The following is a 17,548-nucleotide window of genomic DNA, read 5'->3' as shown; positions in this document are numbered from 1 at the left end:
ACCTCCGGGCGGCGAGTCCGGCAAGATGATCCCCATGAACCGACAGATCGCCGGCTGGATCACCCATCGCACCGTCAAGTGGGTCGTGCTGGCCGTCATGCTCGTCGTCGCGGTGTCGATGTCGGTCGCCTTCGGCTCCAAGCTGAGCAGCGCGCAGTCCAACGACGTGTCGGCCTGGCTGCCCGCCGACGCCGAGTCGACGAAGGTGATCGAGCAGTCCGAGGCCTTCGCCACCGAGGACGAGTTGACGGCCATCGTCGTGTACGTCGACGAGGACGGGATCACCGGCGACGACCTCCAGGCAGTCGCGGCCGACCTGCTGCGCTTCCCGCAGATCGACGAGGTGTCGTGGGCGCTGCCGCCGGCGCTGGCGGGCATGAGCCAGGCCGAGCTCGCCGACTTGCAGTCCCGTCTCGACAGCCTCACCGACGAGGAGATCGCGCGGTTCACCTCCGAGGACGGCCAGGCCGTGCAAGTGTTCGTCGGCATCCACATCGACCCGGTCACCGGCTGGGAGGAGCTGCCCGACGTGCTCGACGAGCTGCGCGACGTCGCGGGCGACGGCTCCGGCGACCTCACCGCGCACATCGGCGGCCCTGCCGCCTTCGAGGCCGACAACTCCGCGGCCTTCGCCGGCGTCGACGGCATCTTGCTGCTGGCCGCGCTGATCGTCGTCGTGGTGATGCTCCTGCTCACCTACCGCAGCCCCGTGCTGTGGCTGATCCCGCTCGTGTGCGGGCTGTTGTCGGTGGGCACCGCGCAAGGCGTCGTCTATCTGCTGGCCGAGCACGCCGATCTGACCGTCAACGGCATGAGCGCGGCGATCCTCAGCGTGTTGGTGCTCGGCGCGGGCATCGACTACGCGCTGCTGCTGGTGGCGCGGTATCGCGAGGAGCTGCGCAATTTCGAGGACCGGCACGAGGCGATGAGCCACGCGCTGCACCGCGCCGCCCCGGCGATCCTGGCCAGCGGGGCGACCGTCGTCATCGGCCTGCTCTGCCTGAGCTTCGCCCAGCTCGGCTCGACGGAGGGCCTGGGTCCGGTCGCCGCCGTCGGCATCGTGGCCTCGCTGCTGCTCATGCTGGTGCTGCTGCCGGTGCTGCTGGTCGTCTTCGGCCGCTGGGTGTTCTGGCCGTTCATCCCGCGCCACGGCGACCCCCAGCCCGCCGACTCGGGCGTGTGGGGCAGGGTCGGCGGATCCATCGCGCGGCGGCCGAGGGTCGTGTGGATCGCCACGACGGTCGCGCTCGCGGCGGCCTGCCTCGGCCTCGTGCAGTTGAACGCCGTCGGCCTGAGCCAGTCCGAGACCTTCACGACCGAGCAGAAGTCGACAGTCGCCGACAGGGTGATCGCCGAGCACTTCCCCGCCGGAGAGGGGACGCCGGTCCAGGTGGTCGCGAAGTCCGGCCACGCCGAGGAGGTCGCCGCCGCGCTGGAGCAGGTCGAGGGACTGGAGCCGGCCGAGGACGACCCGTCGAACGCCGCGACCGGGCCGGGCCTCGTCGCCGACGGGCTGGTCTACTTCGAGCGCACGCTCACCGCCGCGGGCGACTCCGCCGACGGCTACGCGACCATCGAACGCGCCCGCGATGCGGTGCACGAGGTCGAGGGGGCCGAAGCGCTCGTCGGCGGCGTCACGGCCGTCAACCTCGACGTCAACGACGCCGCGACCGCCGACAACCGGCTCATCATCCCGATGATCCTGGTGGTCGTGCTGCTGATCCTCACCGCGCTGCTGCGGTCGCTCGTGGCGCCGCTGATCCTGCTCGGCACGGTCGTGCTGTCCTTCGGCGCGGCGCTCGGCGTCAGCACGCTGGTCTTCCGCCATGTCTTCGGGTTCGAGGCCGAGGACTCCGCCTTCCCGCTGTACGCCTTCGTGTTCCTGGTGGCGCTCGGCATCGACTACAACATCTTCCTGATGACCCGGGTCCGCGAGGAGGCGTCGGTCCGCGGAACCCGCACGGGCGCGCTGGTCGGGCTCGCGGCGACCGGCGGCGTCATCACCTCGGCCGGCCTCGTGCTGGCGGGCACCTTCTCGACGCTGGCGACGCTGCCCATCGTCTTCGTGGCGCAGATCGGCTTCACCGTGGCGCTCGGCGTCCTGCTCGACACCTTCGTCGTCCGCTCCGTGCTGGTCACCGCCCTCTCCCTCGACCTCGGGCGCGCGATGTGGTGGCCCAGCAAGCTCTGGCGCGAGGAGGAGCAGGCGTCGGCGGACTGACCGTTCGATGACAAAGCTTGCCATCGGTGACTAGTCTGACCCCATGGCCACCATGAACGTCTCGCTTCCCGACCAGCTGAAGGAGTACGTCGACCAGACGGTCACGCGCAACGGGTATCAGTCCAGCAGCGAGTACATCCGCGAGCTGATCCGCAAGGACCAAGACGTCCAACGGTTCCGCGAACTGATCCTGGAGGGTCTGAACTCACCCGTCGAGGGAGTCGTCGACGACGCTTTCTTTGACGAGCTGCGGCGTCGTGCCTCGGCGTCATGAGCGCTGCCGGAGTACGCCGAACTCTCCGGTTTCGGCTTGACCTCGAGCAGATCATCGATGACTACCGAACTGATGCCGGCACAGAAATCGCCGTTCGATTCGTCAAGAGCTTTGAGCAGGCGTTGACCCGGATCACCGCCTTCCCCAGTCTGGGATCACACCGCTTTACCGAGTTCAGCGACCTCGCGGATATCCGCGCTGCGGCCGTGCCTTCCTTTCCCTACTCGATCTTCTATCTGTTCCGCGACGAGATCGTCGTCGGCTTACGTGTCCTCCACCACCGCCGCGACCTCCCCGAACTTCTCAGGGAGCCCGACGCCTGACGACGGCCAGCCCGCCTAGACTGGGGCGGGTGACCACAGCGAATCGCGTCCCGAGCAAGCCCGTCCTCGAAGGCCTGGAGGAGCGGTGGAGCCAGGTATGGGAGGAGCAGGGGACCTTCCGGTTCCAGCGTCCGTCCAGCCGTGAGGCCGTCTACTCGATCGACACCCCTCCCCCGACGGTGTCCGGCTCGCTGCACGTCGGCCACGTGTTCAGCTACACCCACACCGACGTCATCGCACGGTACAAGCGCATGCGCGGCTACGAGGTGTTCTACCCGATGGGCTGGGACGACAACGGCCTGCCGACCGAGCGCCGCGTGCAGAACTACTACGGCGTGCGCTGCGATCCGTCCATCGCCTACGACCCCGACTTCACGCCGCCGGCCAAGCCCGACCCGAAGAAACAGATCCCGATCAGCCGTCGCAACTTCATCGAGCTGTGCAACGAGCTGGTCGCCGAGGACGAGTTGGTCTTCGAGAGGCTGTGGCGCACGCTGGGCCTGAGCGTCGACTGGACGCAGACCTACACGACCATCGGCGCCGACGCGCAGACCACCAGCCAGCGCGCCTTCCTGCGCAATGTCGCGCGCGGCGAGGCGTACACGCAGGACGCGCCGACCCTGTGGGACGTCACCTTCCAGACCGCGGTCGCGCAGGCCGAGCTGGAGGCGCGCGACTACCCGGGCGCCTACCACCGCGTCGCCTACCACTTCGCCGACGGCACGAAAGTCCATGTCGAGACGACCCGCCCGGAGTTGACCCCGGCCGCCGTGGCGCTCATCGCGCACCCTGACGACGAGCGCTACGCCCACCTGTTCGGGCAGACCGCGACGTCGCCGATCTTCGGAGTGGAGGTGCCGGTCGTCGCCAGCACGCTCGCCGACCCGGAGAAGGGCTCGGGCATCGTCCACTGCTGCACCTTCGGCGATCTGACCGACGTCCAGTGGTGGCGCGAGCACCAACTGCCGAACCGCACCGTCATCGGCCGTGACGGCCGGCTGCTGCGCGAGACGCCGGAGTGGATCGCGGGCGGCCCCGGCGAGCAGGTGTACGCCGAGCTGGCCGGCAAGACCACGTTCACCGCGCGCGAACTGATCGTGCGGGCGCTGCGCGACAGCGGCGACCTCGACGGCGAGCCGGAGAAGACCGAGCGCAAGGCGAACTTCTACGAGAAGGGCGACAAGCCGCTGGAGATCGTCTCGACGCGCCAGTGGTACATCGCCAACGGCGGCCGCGACGCCGACCTGCGCGCGAAGCTGGTGGCGCGCGGCGACGCGATCGACTGGAAGCCCGGCTACATGCAGAGCCGGTACACGAACTGGATCGAGGGGCTCAACGGCGACTGGCTGGTCAGCCGTCAGCGCTTCTTCGGCATCCCGTTCCCGGTCTGGTACCGCCTCGACGCCGAGGGCGAGCCCGACTACGACGACCCGATCTTCGCCACCGAGGACCAGTTGCCGGTCGACCCGGCCTCGCAGGCCCCGGAGGGCTTCGAGGAGTCTCAGCGCGGCGAGCCGGGCGGCTTCATCGCCGACCCCGACGTGCTCGACACCTGGGCGACGAGCTCGCTGACCCCGCAGCTGGTCACCGGCTGGGAGCGCGACCCGGAGCTGTTCGACCTCACCTATCCGATGGACCTGCGCCCGCAGGGTCACGACATCATCCGCACCTGGCTGTTCAGCTCGGTGGTCCGCTCGCACCAGGAGTTCGGCGGCGTGCCGTGGAGCCACGCGGCGCTGTCGGGCTTCGTGGTCGACCCCGACCGCAAGAAGATGAGCAAGTCGAAGGGCAATGTGGTGGTGCCCGACGAGATCATCACCAAGTACGGCTCCGACGCGGTCCGCTGGCGGGCCGCTGGCGCGCGTCCGGGCGCGGACTCGCCTTTCGACGAGGCGCAGATGAAGGTCGGCCGCCGGTTGGCGATGAAGGTGCTCAACGCGGCGAAGTTCGTGCTGGCGCCCACCGATGCCTACGGCCTCGGCGCGGACGCCTCCTTCCTCGATCCGGCGAAGGTCACCGAGCCGCTCGACCGGGCGATGCTCGCCGGGCTGCGCGCGGTGGTCGAGCAGGCGACCGAGCAGTTGGAGTCCTACGACTACGCCGCGGCGCTGGAGATCGTCGAGAAGTTCTTCTGGGACTTCTGCGACGACTACCTGGAGCTGGTCAAGGAGCGCGCCCGTCGTGAGGACGCCCAGGGCGACTCGGCGAAGGCGGCCTTCGTGCTGGCCCTGTCGACGCAGCTGCGCCTGCTCGCGCCGTACCTGCCGTACGCGACCGAGGAAGTGTGGTCGTGGTGGCAGGAGGGCTCGATCCACCGCGCGAGCTGGCCGACGGCCGACGAGTTGGCGACGGCCGAGGCCGACGCGGGCGTGCTCGCCGCGGCCGGCCAGGTGCTCGCGGGCATCCGTGGCGCGAAGTCGGTCGCGAAGGTGAGCCAGCGGACCGAGGTCGAGGCGGCCACCGCCACCGGCCCGGCCGCCGTGCTCGACCTCGCCGCCCTCGCGCTCGACGACGTCAAGGCCGCCGGCCGCGTCACCGGCGACCTCGCCCTGTCCCCCTCCGCCGACGCCACCGAGGTCACCGTCGACGCTACCCTCGCCCCCACCGACTGAGAGGTCGCCTTCTCACCAGATTTGCGCCGAGTTCAACCGAATCCCCCAAGGAAAACGGTTGAACTCAGCGCAAATCTGGGAAGAGGGGCGTGCTGTACGTCGCTCGACTCAGGAGGCGAGCTTCTTGGCGACCTGGTCGCGGGTGAGGACTGCGGGCGGGGCCTCGCCGCGCACCACGGCTCCGTCGACGAGCACGCGCGCGGCGAGGTCGTCGCTCGGCACCTCGAACATCGTCTGCTGCAGCACCTCTTCGATGATCGAGCGCAGACCGCGGGCGCCCGTGTCGCGGCGTAGCGCCAGGTCGGCCATCTCGCCGAAGGCGTCGTCGGTGAACTCCAACTCGATGCCGTCGATCTCGAACAACCGCTGGTACTGCTTGCTCAGCGCGTTGCGCGGCTCGGTGAGGATGCGGATCAGCGCCTCCTTGTCGAGCTTCTCGACGCTGGCGATCACCGGCAGACGGCCGATGAACTCCGGGATGAGGCCGAACTTGAGCAGATCGGTCGGCTCCACCTGCGAGAACACCCGGGTCGGCGCGGCCGAGACCGCCTGCCGCACGGTCGGGTCGGCGTTGAAGCCCACCCCGACCTTGCCGTGGCGCTGCTCGATGATCTCCTCCAGGCCCGCGAACGCCCCGCCGACGATGAACAGCACGTTGGTGGTGTCGATCTGGATGAACTCCTGGTGCGGGTGCTTGCGCCCGCCCTGCGGCGGCACCGAGGCGGTGGTGCCCTCCAGGATCTTCAACAGCGCCTGCTGCACGCCCTCGCCCGAGACGTCGCGGGTGATCGACGGGTTCTCGCTCTTACGGCTGATCTTGTCGATCTCGTCGATGTAGATGATGCCCGTCTCGGCCTTCTTGACGTCGTAGTCGGCCGCCTGGATGAGCTTGAGCAGAATGTTCTCGACGTCCTCGCCGACGTACCCGGCCTCGGTCAGCGCCGTGGCGTCGGCGATGGCGAAGGGCACGTTGAGCATGCGCGCGAGCGTCTGGGCGAGATAGGTCTTGCCGCAACCGGTCGGGCCCACCATGAGGATGTTCGACTTGGCCAGCTCGACCTGCTCGTCCTTGGCCCGCCCGCCCATCTGCTGGGCCTGCACCCGCTTGTAGTGGTTGTAGACCGCCGTGGCGAGCGACTTCTTGGCGCCGTCCTGCCCGATCACATAGCCGTTGAGGAACTCGTAGATCTCGTGCGGCTTGGGCAGCTCGCCCAAGGTCAGCTCGGAGTTCTCGACCATCTCCTCTTCGATGATCTCGTTGCACAGGTCGATGCACTCGTCGCAGATGTACACCCCCGGCCCCGCGATGAGCTTCTTGACCTGCTTCTGGCTCTTGCCGCAGAACGAGCATTTCAGCAGGTCGGCGGTCTCCCCCATGCGTGCCACGATGTGTCCCTCCCCCTCAGACGGCCGGCGTCTTGAGCGTGTCGAGCACCTGGTCGATCAGGCCGTACTCGAGCGCCTGGGCGGAGGTGAGGATCTTGTCGCGGTCGACGTCCTTGCTGACGTCCTCGGGGCTCTTGCCGGACGCCTCGGCGATCATGCGCTCCATCAGCGCGCGCATGCGCAGGATCTCGTTGGCCTGGATCTCCAGGTCGGAGATCTGGCCGCCGGTGCCCTCCGTGTACGGCTGGTGGATGAGGATGCGGCTGTTCGGCAGCGCGAACCGCTTGCCCGGGGTGCCCGCGGCCAGCAGCACGGCGGCGGCCGAGGCGGCCTGGCCGAGGCAGAAGGTCTGCACGTCGGGCTTGAGGTAGCGCATCGTGTCGTAGATGGCCGTCATCGCGGTGAACGAGCCGCCGGGCGAGTTGATGTAGAGGCTGATGTCGCGGTCGGGCTCCATCACCTGCAGGCAGAGCAGCTGCGCGATGACGGCGTTGGCGACGTCGTCGCTGATCGGCGTGCCGAGGAAGATGATGCGGTCCTCGAACAGCTTGGCGTAGGGGTCGATGCGGCGGAAGCCGTACGAGGTGCGCTCTTCCCACTGGGGAATGTAGTAGCTCATGCGGTCCTCCCCGCTGAAGAAACGACAGAATACGGGAATCCCCGCATGAGACCCTGATTGTTCACTCGCTGGCGCTCGTTCACCGGTTGACCTCTCCCGCGCTGGTGACCACATGGTCGATGAAGCCGTACTCCTGGGCCTGCTGGGGGGTGAACCAGCGGTCGCGGTCGGCGTCGGCCTCGATCTGCTCGATGCTCTGGCCGGTGTGCACCGACTGGAGCTCGTTGAGCTGCTTCTTGAGCAGGATGGACTGCTCGGCCTGAATCTTGATGTCGGAGGCCGAGCCGCCGATGCCGCCGGAGGGCTGGTGCATCATGATGCGCGCGTGCGGCAGGGCGTACCGCTTGCCCTTGGTGCCCGCGGCGAGCAAGAACTGCCCCATCGACGCGGCCAGGCCCATGCCGACCGTGGCGACGTCGTTGGAGATGAACTGCATCGTGTCGTAGATGGCCATGCCGGCGTCGACCGAGCCGCCCGGCGAGTTGATGTAGAGGTAGATGTCGGCCTCGGGGTTCTCCGCGTTCAGCAGGAGCATCTGCGCGCAGATCGCGTTCGCGTTCTCATTGCGCACCTCCGACCCGAGGAAGACGATGCGCTCCTTGAGGAGCCGTTGGTAGATGTGCCCGTCCAGATCGGACGGACCCGCCTGCGCGGACATGCGAGGGGAATCGGACTGTGAGTTCACGCTGACGAGACTAGACGCCGACACGGACGAAAACACGGGAGAACACGCCCTGTTCGCCCATGGCGTACAACCCGCTCACGCCGGCGCGAAACTCCAGCCCCAGCAGAACCACCGACCGCGCGGACTCAGGCCGACGCGCCCTCGGCCTCGGCCTTGATCCGCGCGAGGGTGGACTTCATGCCGTCGACCAGCTCGTCGTCGTGGCTGGCGACGCCGCCGAGCAGCGAGCCGGCGACAGCGAGCGACAGCCAGGTGCGTCGGTCGTTCTTGAGGCGGCGGCGCTCGGTGAGCTTGGTGCGGGCGCCGTCGTCGAGCGGGGTGAGCTCGTAGCTCCAGATCGCGGCCGGGCCGACGACGTGGAACTCGAGCTTCTTCTCCGGCTCGACCGTCAGATAACGGCTGAGCGTCGGCCACAGCACGGCCTTGCGCTTGTTGACGTTGACGCTCAGCGTGCCCCGGCGCAGCGGCTCGCCGATGAAGTACTGGCGGTGCGTCTCCGGGCTCCACTGGTTCATCCGGCGCTGGTCGGCGACGACGCGCCACACCTGCGCCGGGGTCGCGTCGATCTCGACGCTGGCCGCGAGCGGCGCGACGGGCCCCCGGCTCACGCCTTCTCCGCCTCGGCCTTGATGCGGGCGAGCGTCTGCTCGATGCCCTTCTGCAGGCCGTCCTCGAAATTCTCGGTGCCGCCGAGCACGTACTTGGTGAGCACGTTCGAGACGTCGGAGACCCCTCCGGGGGCGAGCCGCGACTCGGTCAGCTTGGTGCCCGTCGCGGTGGGCTCCAGCTCGTAGGTCCAGACCGTGCCGTTCTCGGCGATCTTGAGCGCGAGCTTGCGCTCCGGCACGAACTCCTTGACATAGGAGCGCGTCGGCCAGACCTTCCAGCCCTGACGGTTGATGTTGACCGTGCGCGTGCCCTGCTTGACCTCCCCGCCGCGGACGATCATCTTGCGGCACTGCGGGCTCCACTCGCCCATGCGCTTGAGATCGGAGACGATCGACCACACCGTCGCGGTCGGGGCGTCGATGTCGATGCTGGCCGTGATGACCTCACGATTGGCCACGGGGACTCCTTGGAGAGTTGTTCAGCTGATGCTGGCGGTGATCGCGCGACGCTCGCGCGCCGACGCCTTGACCCACTCGACCAGCCAGTCACCCACCCGCGGGTGGTTGAGCAGGGCGAAGTGGCTCGCGCTAGGAAGATACTCGAAGCGCGCGCCGTCGACGATGGAACCCGACCGTCCGATGCCCGCGGCCGAGGAGAAGTGCACGAGCATGTCGCCGAGCACGGCGCTCAGCGGGTGCCTGCGGGTGGCGCCGAGCGTGGCGGCGACGAAGTGGTATTCGGCGTGAGCGAGCGGCGCGGCGGCGATCCGGTCGAGGCCCCAGCGGGCGGTGAGGTCCTGTCCCTCCCACTCGTCAGCGCTGATGTAGCCGTGCCGCAGGTCGACGATGCCCGCCGAGCGGGTGTCGAGGATCGTGCCGAAGGGGCGCGACTCGGGCAAGAAGCGCAGCACGCGCGCCCCGGCGTGGGCGGCCTTCTCCAGGGCCGCGCCGGCGTGCGGGGTGCCGAGGCAGACGACGTCGCGGACGAGGCCGGTCCAGGTGCCGCTGGTGGCGGTGGCGTGGTTGGTGGCCGCCCGCACGACCAGGCCGCCCATCGAGTGGCCGACGAGCGTGACCCGGGTGACCCGGGTCGGCCAGTTCTCGACGAGCTGGCGCATGAGGGCGTCGAGGTGCTTGCCGTTCTCGGAGATGTGCAGGCCGGTGTTGTAGCGGACGAAGACCGGCGTGCCGTCGGTCTCGGCGACGATCCGCTCGCCGTAGGTGGAGCCTTGCGACTTGCGCATCGCGTTCCAGGACTCGTCGTCCTCGCACAGGCCGTGTACGAAGACCACGACGTGGCTGGTGGCGTCGCGGAAGGCCTCGCGCAGCGGCCATCCGGTCGCGGGCACGTCGGAGCCGTCGACGCGGATCGCCATGGTGATCGCCTGCGGGTCGTCGAGGCGGCGCAGCTCGTCGCCGACGAGGCCGTTGACCGCCGCGACGACGCCGCGGCCGAGCCGGCTGGACTCGACCGGGCGGCCGACGCCGCGCGCCGAGAGGGCGCGGACGGTGCCGCTGGAGACGCGCAGGACGCCGCTGATGGCACCGTAGATCGACGTGGCGACGGCGTCGTGCAGCGACTCGGGCACCCGGCTGCCGACGACGCGGGTGGCGCGGAAGGCGCGGCTGGCGACGGCCTGGTGGACGTCGCGGACGGCGCCGACCACGAGGCGGTCGCCGTATTCGAGCATGAGGGCGGCGACGTCGGTGGTGCGTGCGGGCTCGGAAGGCATACCTTCATTGTGCGGGTCAACCCAAGCCCCTGCCAAGCCCGCGTATCCGAGCGTTGCATCACGTGACGCCGGGCACGCGCCCGACAGCAGAGCGCCCCGACCCCTCGCGGGGCCGGGGCGCTCTGGCGCGTTCGGAGAGGACTCACGCCTCGTCGGCGGCGTCCTCGTCGGCGCTCTTGAGCGAGCCGTCGCCCTGGAGGGCCTTGAGGTCGACGGCGTTCCCCGCCTTGTCGGTGACCTTCGCGCCCTCGACCAGCGAGGCCAGCGCCTTGCCGCGCAGCACCTCGCCGACCATCTCGGGCACGTGGTTGTGCTCCATGATGTGCTGGACGTAGGAGTTCGGGTCCTGGCCGGACTGCTGTGCCCGACGCATGATGTGCTCCATCAGCTCGTTGTCCTCCAGGCCGATCTCCTCGGTGGCGACGATCTGGTCGAGGACGAACTGCGAGACGACCGAGTCGCGCACGGCCTTCTCCAGCTCGGCCTCGAACTCGTCGACCGTCTGCTCCTCGTCGTCGAGGTAGGCCTCGAAGGTCATGCCGGCCTGGGCGAGCTGGGTCTGGATCTGCTCGCGACGGGCGTTGACCTCCTCGGTGACCAGGTTCTCCGGCAGCGGCGCGTCGACCGCGGCGAGGATCTCGTCGAGGACGAGGTCGCGGGCCTGAGCGGCCTGCTCCAGGCGCTTGCCGCGGGTGAGGCGCTCGCGCAGGTCGTCCTTGAGCTCGTCGAGGGTGTCGAACTCCGAGGCCATCTGGACGAACTCCTCGTCCAGCTCGGGCAGCTCGGTCTGCTTGACCTCGGTGACCTTGACCGTCACGTCGACGTCGGTGTCCTTCAACTCTCCGCCGACCAGCGTGGTCGCGAAGGTGGCCTCCTCGCCGGCGGCCAGGCCGGTGACGGCCTCGTCGAGGCCGTCGAGCATCTCGTCGCCGCCGACACGGTAGGGCAGGCCCTGCGCCGTGGCGTCGTCGATGGCCGTGCCGTCCTTGTGCGCGGCGGCCAGGTCGATGGTGATCTGGTCGCCGGACTCGGCGGCCCGCTCGACGTTGGTGAACGCGGCGAAACGCTCGCGCAGCGCCTCGAGCTGCTCGGCGACGTCGTCGTCGGAGACCGACGCCTCGTCGACCTCGACGGCGATCGAGCCCAGGTCGGGCAGCGTGATCTCGGGACGGACGTCGACCTCGGCGGTGACCACGATGTCCTCGCCGTCGGCGAACTTCGCGAGGTCGATGTCGGGCTGGCCCAGCGGCTGCAGCTCGGCGGAGGTGACAGCCTCGCGGTACCAGTCGGGCAGCACCGAGTTGATCGCCTCGTCGAGCACGACGCCCCGGCCGACCCGCTGGTCGACCACGGCAGCGGGCACCTTGCCGCGACGGAAGCCGGGCACCTGGATCTGCGAGCCGATGGTCTTGTAGGCCTTGTCGAGAGCGGGCTTGAACTCCTCGAACGGCACCTCGATGGTGAGCTTGACCCGCGTCGGGCTCAGGTTCTCGGTGGTGCTCTTCACGTGGCTGACTCCTGCGATCGGTTCTGCGCGCAAGCGATGGGCCGCGCGCTGGACAAAGCGGCCCGCGGACAACGCACGCGGGCCAGCGGTCAGTCTACGGGCTGGGTCGGCTAGCGGTCCGTCCGGCTACACCGTGGGCGGCGGCGGGGCCGGGCGGCCTGCGGGAGCGGCCGTGACGCCGACCGGCCGCGTCCGGCTCGAGCCCGCGTTGAGGGCCAGCGCCAGCAGCACCGCGCCGCCGATGATCAGCGCCGAGCCGACGATGGTCAGACCCAGACCCCCCGCGCGGTCGTTGGACAGGCTGCTCTCCTCCTGCTGCACCACGGCGAGGAGCTCCGGCGGGGAGGTGCCCTGCCAGCTGCACTCCTGCCAGTTCTTGCCGCCGTCGGGCGGGTAGCAGTACTCCTGGCCGAGCGTGGGCACGAAGTCCGGATCCTTGACGTTGCCGAGCGCGATCAGGCCCACGACCGCGACGGCGGCGCCCAATCCCAGTGCTAAGAATCCCATGACCAGCGACAACGCGCGCATTGACGGCCCTTCCCCCGGAGTGTTCTTCGACGCGCCCAGGCTAGGCCCTTTCGTCCCCGCGCGCCGACGAACGACACGAACGGCGGCGCCTCGCCGCCGGACCACGCGCCGAGGCCCGGACCCCCCTGCCAGGGGTCCGGGCCTCGTCAGCGGGAAGGCGAACGCCTCAGGAGGCGTCGGCGTACCCCTCGAGCGCGTCGTTCAGCGCGTCGACCTCGTCGCCGGTCGGCGCGTCGGAGGCGTTCGCCCAGGTCGGCGACGGGAGGATCTGCTCGGTCGCCGTGCCCTCCTGGACCTCGCGGATCGCGTCGACGATGTCGGCGATGTTGGTCGGCACCGCCCGCCCGCAGGCCTCCAGCTCGCTCTCGATCTTCAAGGTCAGACGCGGCTTGCCCGCCTCGACCGCCTCGGCGGTCGTCCCCGAGGAGACCTCGCTGCTCTTCAAGTCCGAGACGTCGCCGCAGACGTGGTAGACCTGGCCGCCGCCGGCCCAGTAGACCGTGTCCTCCCCCAGCAGCTGCACCACGGCCTGCTTCTCGGCGGTGTACTTCTCGACCGACGGCGGGTCGTAGTCGGCGCCGAGCAGCGCGGCGGCGATGGCGACCACGACGCCCACCGCCGAGGCGATGGTCTTCTGCTTCTTGTCCATGTCCTCGTTCATGAGGATCAGGACGATGATCGGCACGAAGGCGATCAGCGGGATGGCCGCGCCGAGCTGGTTCTGGACGAAGAACTTGACCTTGTCCTTCTCCGAGGCCGGGTCGAACTGGTTGGCCTTCTTCCACAGCATCGAGCCGATGACGACCACGACGCCGTCGAGGATCAGCAAGGCGATCAGCGTGAGGAGCGCCCAGGTCGGGAACGACTCGGTGGTGGTCAGGACGCCCCGGTCGTCCGGCTTGGCCGAGACGGTCAGGATCGACTTGTTCAGCAGCAGCCCGAAGATCGCGCCGACCTCCAGGGCGATGCCGAGCAGCCAGAGGAGCACCGCGAAGACACGCAGCTTCTTCGCTTTCGCCTTCGACTCCGGGGTGGCCTTCCAGGCCTCGGTCTTCTTCTCCGTCATGTGTCTCTCCAGTTCGGGGCGTGGATGGGCACAGCGTAGCCTTATTCGAGCCTCCCGGACGGAGGCGGTGAGTCATCCACCTTTGCCGCCTGGCTGGTGAGTCATCCACGCTATGAGCGCTCATAGCGTGGATGAGCCACCGATCAGAACCGAAACGTGGATAGCTCACCGCCCGACGGGAGTGCCGACGCCAATGGTCGCCCCTTCTGACCTTGACTACAACCTAAAGATGTTGGCTCATCAGCTATGGAGCCTGATCGAGGAGATTCGCGACCAGGACATGCACGACTGGGAGTCCATAACCAGGACGCTCGAAAAATGCCTGGCCATGAGGGCGCTCCCACCCAAGCCAGACCTGCCCGCTGACGTTCCTGCCAAACCTCGAGTGCGCCAGAAAACGTGGCTGAGTGATGAGCAGAAGGCTGACATCGTCACCGCCTACAAGGGCGGCGCGAAGGTCAAGGGACTGGCGAAGCAGTACAGGGTCGACCCGACCACGGTGTCGGGAATCCTCCGACAAGCCGGTATCAAGGTCAAGCGAACCGGTCTGCTGCCCCAAGAAATCCCCGACGCCATACGGCGCTACGAAGCCGGCGACTCCCTCGCGACCATCAGCGAGGCGATGGGCGTCAGTCGGGCAACCGTACGCCTCCGCCTCCTCGAGCACGGAGTGAAGATGCGCGACAGTCATGGACGACCGCGCTAGCCCAAGGCAATCACGCACTCCGTATCCTCCTCAAGCCGCACGCCTGTACGAGGAAGGAGCATCGCTCGCCACTCTGGCCAAGCGGTTCGAGACTAGCCCCGAACATATCCGGGTGCGCCTGCTCGACGCCGGAGTGACGATGCGGCCTCGTGGAGGACGAGGGGCAGGTAAGTAGCTCGTCCGAGCCAGGCCGCCGAAGCACCAAGATGTCCGGCTGCTTGGTCAAGATCGCCATTGTCAGCATTGTGTTTTACGACGTACCTGACTGGCCGCGGGCGAACGAACCCGCAGGAGGGCAAAGAAACGGGGCGCTCGATGGTGGAAGCATCGAGCGCCCCGTAGGTAGGTTGACAGGGCGATAACGCTGGCTACCCGCTCCGCGTCCCTCGGTAGATACCGCCATCATCACGAGTGCCGATGCCCCAGAACTCGGTCTGGCTGAGCCACTCGCGCGAGCTCTGTGCCCAGAGACGCGGGACGTCCCTCGAATCAGAAACGACCTCCAGCCTGGGCTGAAGGTCGTGGGAATCGTCGTTCTCGGAGTCGTTGAACGGGAGCAGGCCATCGATGACGGGAGCCAGACCGTCTGGAATGCCCTCGTTCTCGCAGATCAAACGGCCGATGATAGCCGCCAGCACGTCACCGAGCTGTTCGTACGATAGCTCAAGGACGGCAGTGATCGTGTCCTTGTCGGGTGAGATACCGAACTGCTCTATGAGGATATCCCGCACAGCTGACTTCGGAAGGTGCGGCAGTGCTGCGCAGATGGCAGTCTGACGTTTCAGACGCTCGCTACCGGGGTCCCCGGCGGGGGGCGCGTTGACCATGGCCTGATCCTTTCATGCGGAGGTTCGATCCATGTGGAGATCGATCCGGGTGGGGTCGGATCCGGGTGGAGGTCGACCCGAGGCCAGGCTAGCGGCCAGATGAGTCACCCGCAAGCGCATAACGAAACGGCTGGAGGACTAAGCCTGCCAGCCGACGAGAACTCTGTCGATTCCTAGAGTTTGGTTACGCTTAGCTCACCCCTCACCGCAGCGCGGAGGTCAGCGATTCTGACCACTACTTCCTCGGAACCTGCAAGTGGTCCCAAATATTTCAGAACACTTTCACCAAACGCCCGAATGAGTTCTGGCTTGTCATGGCATATATCACCAGCAGCAAATTGGCACATAAAACGCCCATTGGTGCTAGTGGCAGCCGCTATACGACCCTGCAAGTTAGCCTCAACCGCACGGAGCATGCTGCGATGAACTTTAAGGTTAGACGCCGCAAGATCAGTCTCGACAAACACAAAAAACCGCTTGTCTGCTGGGTTTAACTTTTCGCCAACACTTAAATCAACGATTCCCGTGCCCTCGGGCGGCACCACCCTGGTCACTGGCCGATCCGCAGCTTCCTGATAATCCGAAAGCTGACTAACAGAAGCCCCGTTCTTCTGCGGCTCTACCATGTCATCACCGGTAGGGGTAGGAGGGCTCCGCTCCATAGCCTCCTTAGGGTACACAAAATAAATCTCGGCGTCAAGATACTTGACGCCGAGATAGCTTGCCGGGAGCCGACGGAGGCTAGGGGCGAGACTTCGCCCCTAAGAATGAGCGCGCCCGGGAGAGTCATAGCCTCACCGCCTAGATTGCTTGGGTTCGTCGGGTTCGAGGTGTTCTCTGCAAGCCGATGAGGGGTAACCCGCGCTTCACGCGTGCACCCCTCACTTGATCCTGGGACCGCGATGACCTGGATCTGCTTAAGGAAACCACAACATCCTAGCCGTTCGCCTGCCGCCGAGTCAACTCGGGTAACGATTCGCTCAGGCGTGGCATATGTTGACGCGCAAGTAACTCGCGAATCGGCGTAGGGGATGTTCACCGTGGCTTGCTCTGCCGTGGGGCTACCAGGTGGGAATACTGAGTCGCGGAGCGAACTGAGCTTCACACTTTTCATTAGACCAGACAAAGCGGCCACATGGGTGACAAACGGCGAAAAGGAATGAAACCATTGTGTTGCCAGTAGATGACAGGACCGCGGTGGTTGCACACTGGAACCTGAGACCCTGACATCTTCTGGCGGACTAGGGCAAGTCCGCTCGGCATGACATCAGGGGGGGGTTACCCTCAACTTCCTTGCTCTCTGCTGAGGTCGTGCGCCCTCTCAACCAGCTCCAGCACGATGGACTCAAGGTCGTGGGCGCGTAGTAGTGAGTCGTTCTCCATCAGGGCGTAGAGACCGTCTTCGCCCAGCTCGTCCACCTTCGTACGGATGCCGACAGCCTGCTCGTCGGTGATGACGTCGCGGTATCGGGTGAGGAGGAACCAGACGTCGAAGACGTCGCGTCCTTTCTCACGGTTGAGGAAGGCGTCGATCTTGAGCGCGGCGAGACGTTCGATCTTGTAGACACGGAACCCATTGACCACGGTCACGTCGTCTTCGTCGATCTCGCCGGCCTGCCGGAAAGAGGTCTCGATCTTCAACGGATCCGGCTGGGACGGGCCACCGTAATGGAGCATATAGCGCTTCGTCGTCGGAGTGTCCTTCTTAAGTCCGAGAGACTCGACCGTCGCTCCAGCCGCGAAGGCTCCTCGTTCGATACTGCGGGTGAGGTTGGTGTTCGGCCGTCGTCCATCGAAGTCCAGATCGGTCGAGTGACGCGGCAGCCCGTACGCCAGCAGCAAGGCAGTGCCGCCCTTGAGGACGAAGTTGTCTCCGGTGTCCCGGGTGATCTGCTGGGCGACGGAGAGCATCAGCGCGACGTGCTGTTGCTGCTCACGGCTGAGGTGCGGTGCTTCGAAGACCACAGGGTCCGACTCCTTCTGGTCGCCAGCGGCGGCGTCATTTCGAGTCGGATCGGAGTCCATCTACGCGGCCTCCCGATACTCGCGCTCGATCCACGACGCGAGCGCCCGCTGCCCCTCGACGTCGAGGACCTCGGCCAGGCGGGTGGCCCGCTTGAGGACGAGCCGCTGCTGCTCGGGCGTGTCGAGCCAGTCGGTCGTCGCGCCATTCAGGTTCAGAACACGTCCATACTTGGTGAGCGAGTGATACAACAAATCGAGAATCGCTCGAAAATGGTCAGCGATGAACACCTCGCCCATGTCCGCCGGGACATCAAGCCCCTTGGCGATCAACCGGTCACGCCCCTCATAGACACCCCAATCGCCGTAGAGCGCGTTCGTGTCGACCTCGGCGCTGCCGCCGAGCGTCACCTGATGAGGCCGGTCGACACCGTCGCGCCAGTGAAACATGTCATGCCAGTCGCCCGTCGTCCCATCAGGCGTGTGCACGT

General features: G+C 67.2%; 18 protein-coding genes. 5 read left to right on the top strand and 13 right to left on the bottom strand.

Translation table 11 applies throughout. From position 1 onward, the window contains the following. Positions 1 to 34: 34 nt before the first annotated feature. From QM621_RS14585 to valS, 4 genes are read left to right on the top strand one after another with little or no spacing between them, the layout of a single operon-like run. Positions 35 to 2,221 (top strand): MMPL family transporter, encoded by a 2,187-nt coding sequence (locus QM621_RS14585; protein WP_414991115.1) that lies wholly within the window; start codon positions 35 to 37, stop codon positions 2,219 to 2,221. A 43-nt stretch (positions 2,222 to 2,264) separates the two neighbouring features. Next, positions 2,265 to 2,495: a ribbon-helix-helix domain-containing protein gene (locus QM621_RS14580; protein ID WP_414991114.1), complete on the top strand. Its 231-nt coding sequence runs from the start codon at positions 2,265 to 2,267 to the stop codon at positions 2,493 to 2,495. Beyond that, complete coding sequence (locus tag QM621_RS14575) at positions 2,492 to 2,818, top strand: type II toxin-antitoxin system RelE/ParE family toxin (protein ID WP_414991113.1); 327 nt, start codon at positions 2,492 to 2,494, stop codon at positions 2,816 to 2,818. The genes QM621_RS14580 and QM621_RS14575 overlap by 4 nt, the downstream gene beginning before the upstream one ends. A 29-nt stretch (positions 2,819 to 2,847) precedes the next feature. Then, complete coding sequence (gene valS, locus QM621_RS14570; protein ID WP_414991112.1) at positions 2,848 to 5,430, top strand: valine--tRNA ligase; 2,583 nt, start codon at positions 2,848 to 2,850, stop codon at positions 5,428 to 5,430. A gap of 108 nt (positions 5,431 to 5,538) precedes the next feature. Here valS and clpX read toward each other — a convergent pair whose 3' ends face one another. From clpX to QM621_RS14525, 9 genes are all read right to left on the bottom strand, one after another. Then, positions 5,539 to 6,816 carry an ATP-dependent Clp protease ATP-binding subunit ClpX gene (gene clpX / locus QM621_RS14565; protein ID WP_414991111.1) on the bottom strand — a complete coding sequence of 426 codons (1,278 nt, stop codon included), beginning with the start codon at positions 6,814 to 6,816 and terminating at the stop codon, positions 5,539 to 5,541. Positions 6,817 to 6,832: 16 nt separating this feature from the next. Next, complete coding sequence (locus tag QM621_RS14560; RefSeq protein WP_414991110.1) at positions 6,833 to 7,435, bottom strand: ATP-dependent Clp protease proteolytic subunit; 603 nt, start codon at positions 7,433 to 7,435, stop codon at positions 6,833 to 6,835. 79 nt (positions 7,436 to 7,514) lie between these two features. After that, on the bottom strand, positions 7,515 to 8,093 hold the full coding sequence (locus tag QM621_RS14555; RefSeq protein WP_414991145.1) for an ATP-dependent Clp protease proteolytic subunit: 579 nt from the start codon (positions 8,091 to 8,093) through the stop codon (positions 7,515 to 7,517). Positions 8,094 to 8,245: 152 nt separating this feature from the next. After that, entirely contained in the window at positions 8,246 to 8,728 is a 483-nt protein-coding gene (locus QM621_RS14550) for an SRPBCC family protein (protein WP_414991109.1), read from the bottom strand. After that, positions 8,725 to 9,186, bottom strand: coding sequence for an SRPBCC family protein (locus tag QM621_RS14545; RefSeq protein ID WP_414991108.1), 462 nt, complete (start codon positions 9,184 to 9,186; stop codon positions 8,725 to 8,727). Before QM621_RS14545 ends, QM621_RS14550 begins: the two co-directional genes overlap by 4 nt. Before the next feature lie 21 nt (positions 9,187 to 9,207). Then, the gene (locus QM621_RS14540) at positions 9,208 to 10,461 is read right to left on the bottom strand and encodes a lipase family alpha/beta hydrolase (protein WP_414991107.1); all 1,254 of its coding nucleotides are present in this window, start codon (positions 10,459 to 10,461) and stop codon (positions 9,208 to 9,210) included. A gap of 142 nt (positions 10,462 to 10,603) precedes the next feature. Then, a complete protein-coding gene (gene tig, locus QM621_RS14535; protein ID WP_414991106.1) occupies positions 10,604 to 11,968 on the bottom strand; it encodes a trigger factor in 1,365 nt (454 codons plus the stop codon). A gap of 126 nt (positions 11,969 to 12,094) precedes the next feature. Beyond that, a complete protein-coding gene (locus QM621_RS14530; RefSeq protein ID WP_414991105.1) occupies positions 12,095 to 12,496 on the bottom strand; it encodes a hypothetical protein in 402 nt (133 codons plus the stop codon). 166 nt (positions 12,497 to 12,662) lie between these two features. After that, the gene (locus tag QM621_RS14525) at positions 12,663 to 13,562 is read right to left on the bottom strand and encodes a hypothetical protein (RefSeq protein WP_414991104.1); all 900 of its coding nucleotides are present in this window, start codon (positions 13,560 to 13,562) and stop codon (positions 12,663 to 12,665) included. Positions 13,563 to 13,791: 229 nt separating this feature from the next. Here QM621_RS14525 and QM621_RS14520 point away from each other — a divergent pair, with 229 nt between their 5' ends. Then, positions 13,792 to 14,268, top strand: a complete 477-nt coding sequence (locus QM621_RS14520; RefSeq protein ID WP_414991103.1) for a hypothetical protein — start codon at positions 13,792 to 13,794, stop codon at positions 14,266 to 14,268. Positions 14,269 to 14,636: 368 nt separating this feature from the next. Here QM621_RS14520 and QM621_RS14515 read toward each other — a convergent pair whose 3' ends face one another. From QM621_RS14515 to QM621_RS14500, 4 genes are all read right to left on the bottom strand, one after another. Next, positions 14,637 to 15,095: a hypothetical protein gene (locus tag QM621_RS14515; RefSeq protein WP_414991102.1), complete on the bottom strand. Its 459-nt coding sequence runs from the start codon at positions 15,093 to 15,095 to the stop codon at positions 14,637 to 14,639. Positions 15,096 to 15,268: 173 nt separating this feature from the next. Further along, a complete protein-coding gene (locus QM621_RS14510) occupies positions 15,269 to 15,721 on the bottom strand; it encodes a hypothetical protein (protein ID WP_414991101.1) in 453 nt (150 codons plus the stop codon). Between the two features lie 658 nt (positions 15,722 to 16,379). Beyond that, positions 16,380 to 17,120 (bottom strand): nucleotidyl transferase AbiEii/AbiGii toxin family protein, encoded by a 741-nt coding sequence (locus QM621_RS14505; protein WP_414991100.1) that lies wholly within the window; start codon positions 17,118 to 17,120, stop codon positions 16,380 to 16,382. Continuing rightward, positions 17,121 to 17,548, bottom strand: a 428-nt coding sequence (locus QM621_RS14500; RefSeq protein WP_414991099.1) for a hypothetical protein, incomplete at its 5' end; no start/stop codon positions are given.

It is taken from the genome of Aeromicrobium sp., from assembly GCF_047606445.1.
Taxonomy (GTDB): domain Bacteria; phylum Actinomycetota; class Actinomycetes; order Propionibacteriales; family Nocardioidaceae; genus Aeromicrobium.
Note: the sequence above shows the minus strand (reverse complement) of the source record. Positions and strands in the feature narration are given on the sequence as shown.

Coding starts and splice junctions, on each gene's coding strand:
- QM621_RS14585 (WP_414991115.1), top strand. CDS start 35: ATGAACCGACAGATCGCCGGCTGGATCACCCATCGCACCGTCAAGTGG.
- QM621_RS14580 (WP_414991114.1), top strand. CDS start 2,265: ATGGCCACCATGAACGTCTCGCTTCCCGACCAGCTGAAGGAGTACGTC.
- QM621_RS14575 (WP_414991113.1), top strand. CDS start 2,492: ATGAGCGCTGCCGGAGTACGCCGAACTCTCCGGTTTCGGCTTGACCTC.
- QM621_RS14560 (WP_414991110.1), bottom strand. CDS start 7,435: ATGAGCTACTACATTCCCCAGTGGGAAGAGCGCACCTCGTACGGCTTC.
- QM621_RS14555 (WP_414991145.1), bottom strand. CDS start 8,093: ATGTCCGCGCAGGCGGGTCCGTCCGATCTGGACGGGCACATCTACCAA.
- QM621_RS14540 (WP_414991107.1), bottom strand. CDS start 10,461: ATGCCTTCCGAGCCCGCACGCACCACCGACGTCGCCGCCCTCATGCTC.
- QM621_RS14530 (WP_414991105.1), bottom strand. CDS start 12,496: ATGCGCGCGTTGTCGCTGGTCATGGGATTCTTAGCACTGGGATTGGGC.
- QM621_RS14525 (WP_414991104.1), bottom strand. CDS start 13,562: ATGACGGAGAAGAAGACCGAGGCCTGGAAGGCCACCCCGGAGTCGAAG.
- QM621_RS14520 (WP_414991103.1), top strand. CDS start 13,792: ATGTTGGCTCATCAGCTATGGAGCCTGATCGAGGAGATTCGCGACCAG.
- QM621_RS14515 (WP_414991102.1), bottom strand. CDS start 15,095: ATGGTCAACGCGCCCCCCGCCGGGGACCCCGGTAGCGAGCGTCTGAAA.
- QM621_RS14510 (WP_414991101.1), bottom strand. CDS start 15,721: ATGGTAGAGCCGCAGAAGAACGGGGCTTCTGTTAGTCAGCTTTCGGAT.
- QM621_RS14505 (WP_414991100.1), bottom strand. CDS start 17,120: ATGGACTCCGATCCGACTCGAAATGACGCCGCCGCTGGCGACCAGAAG.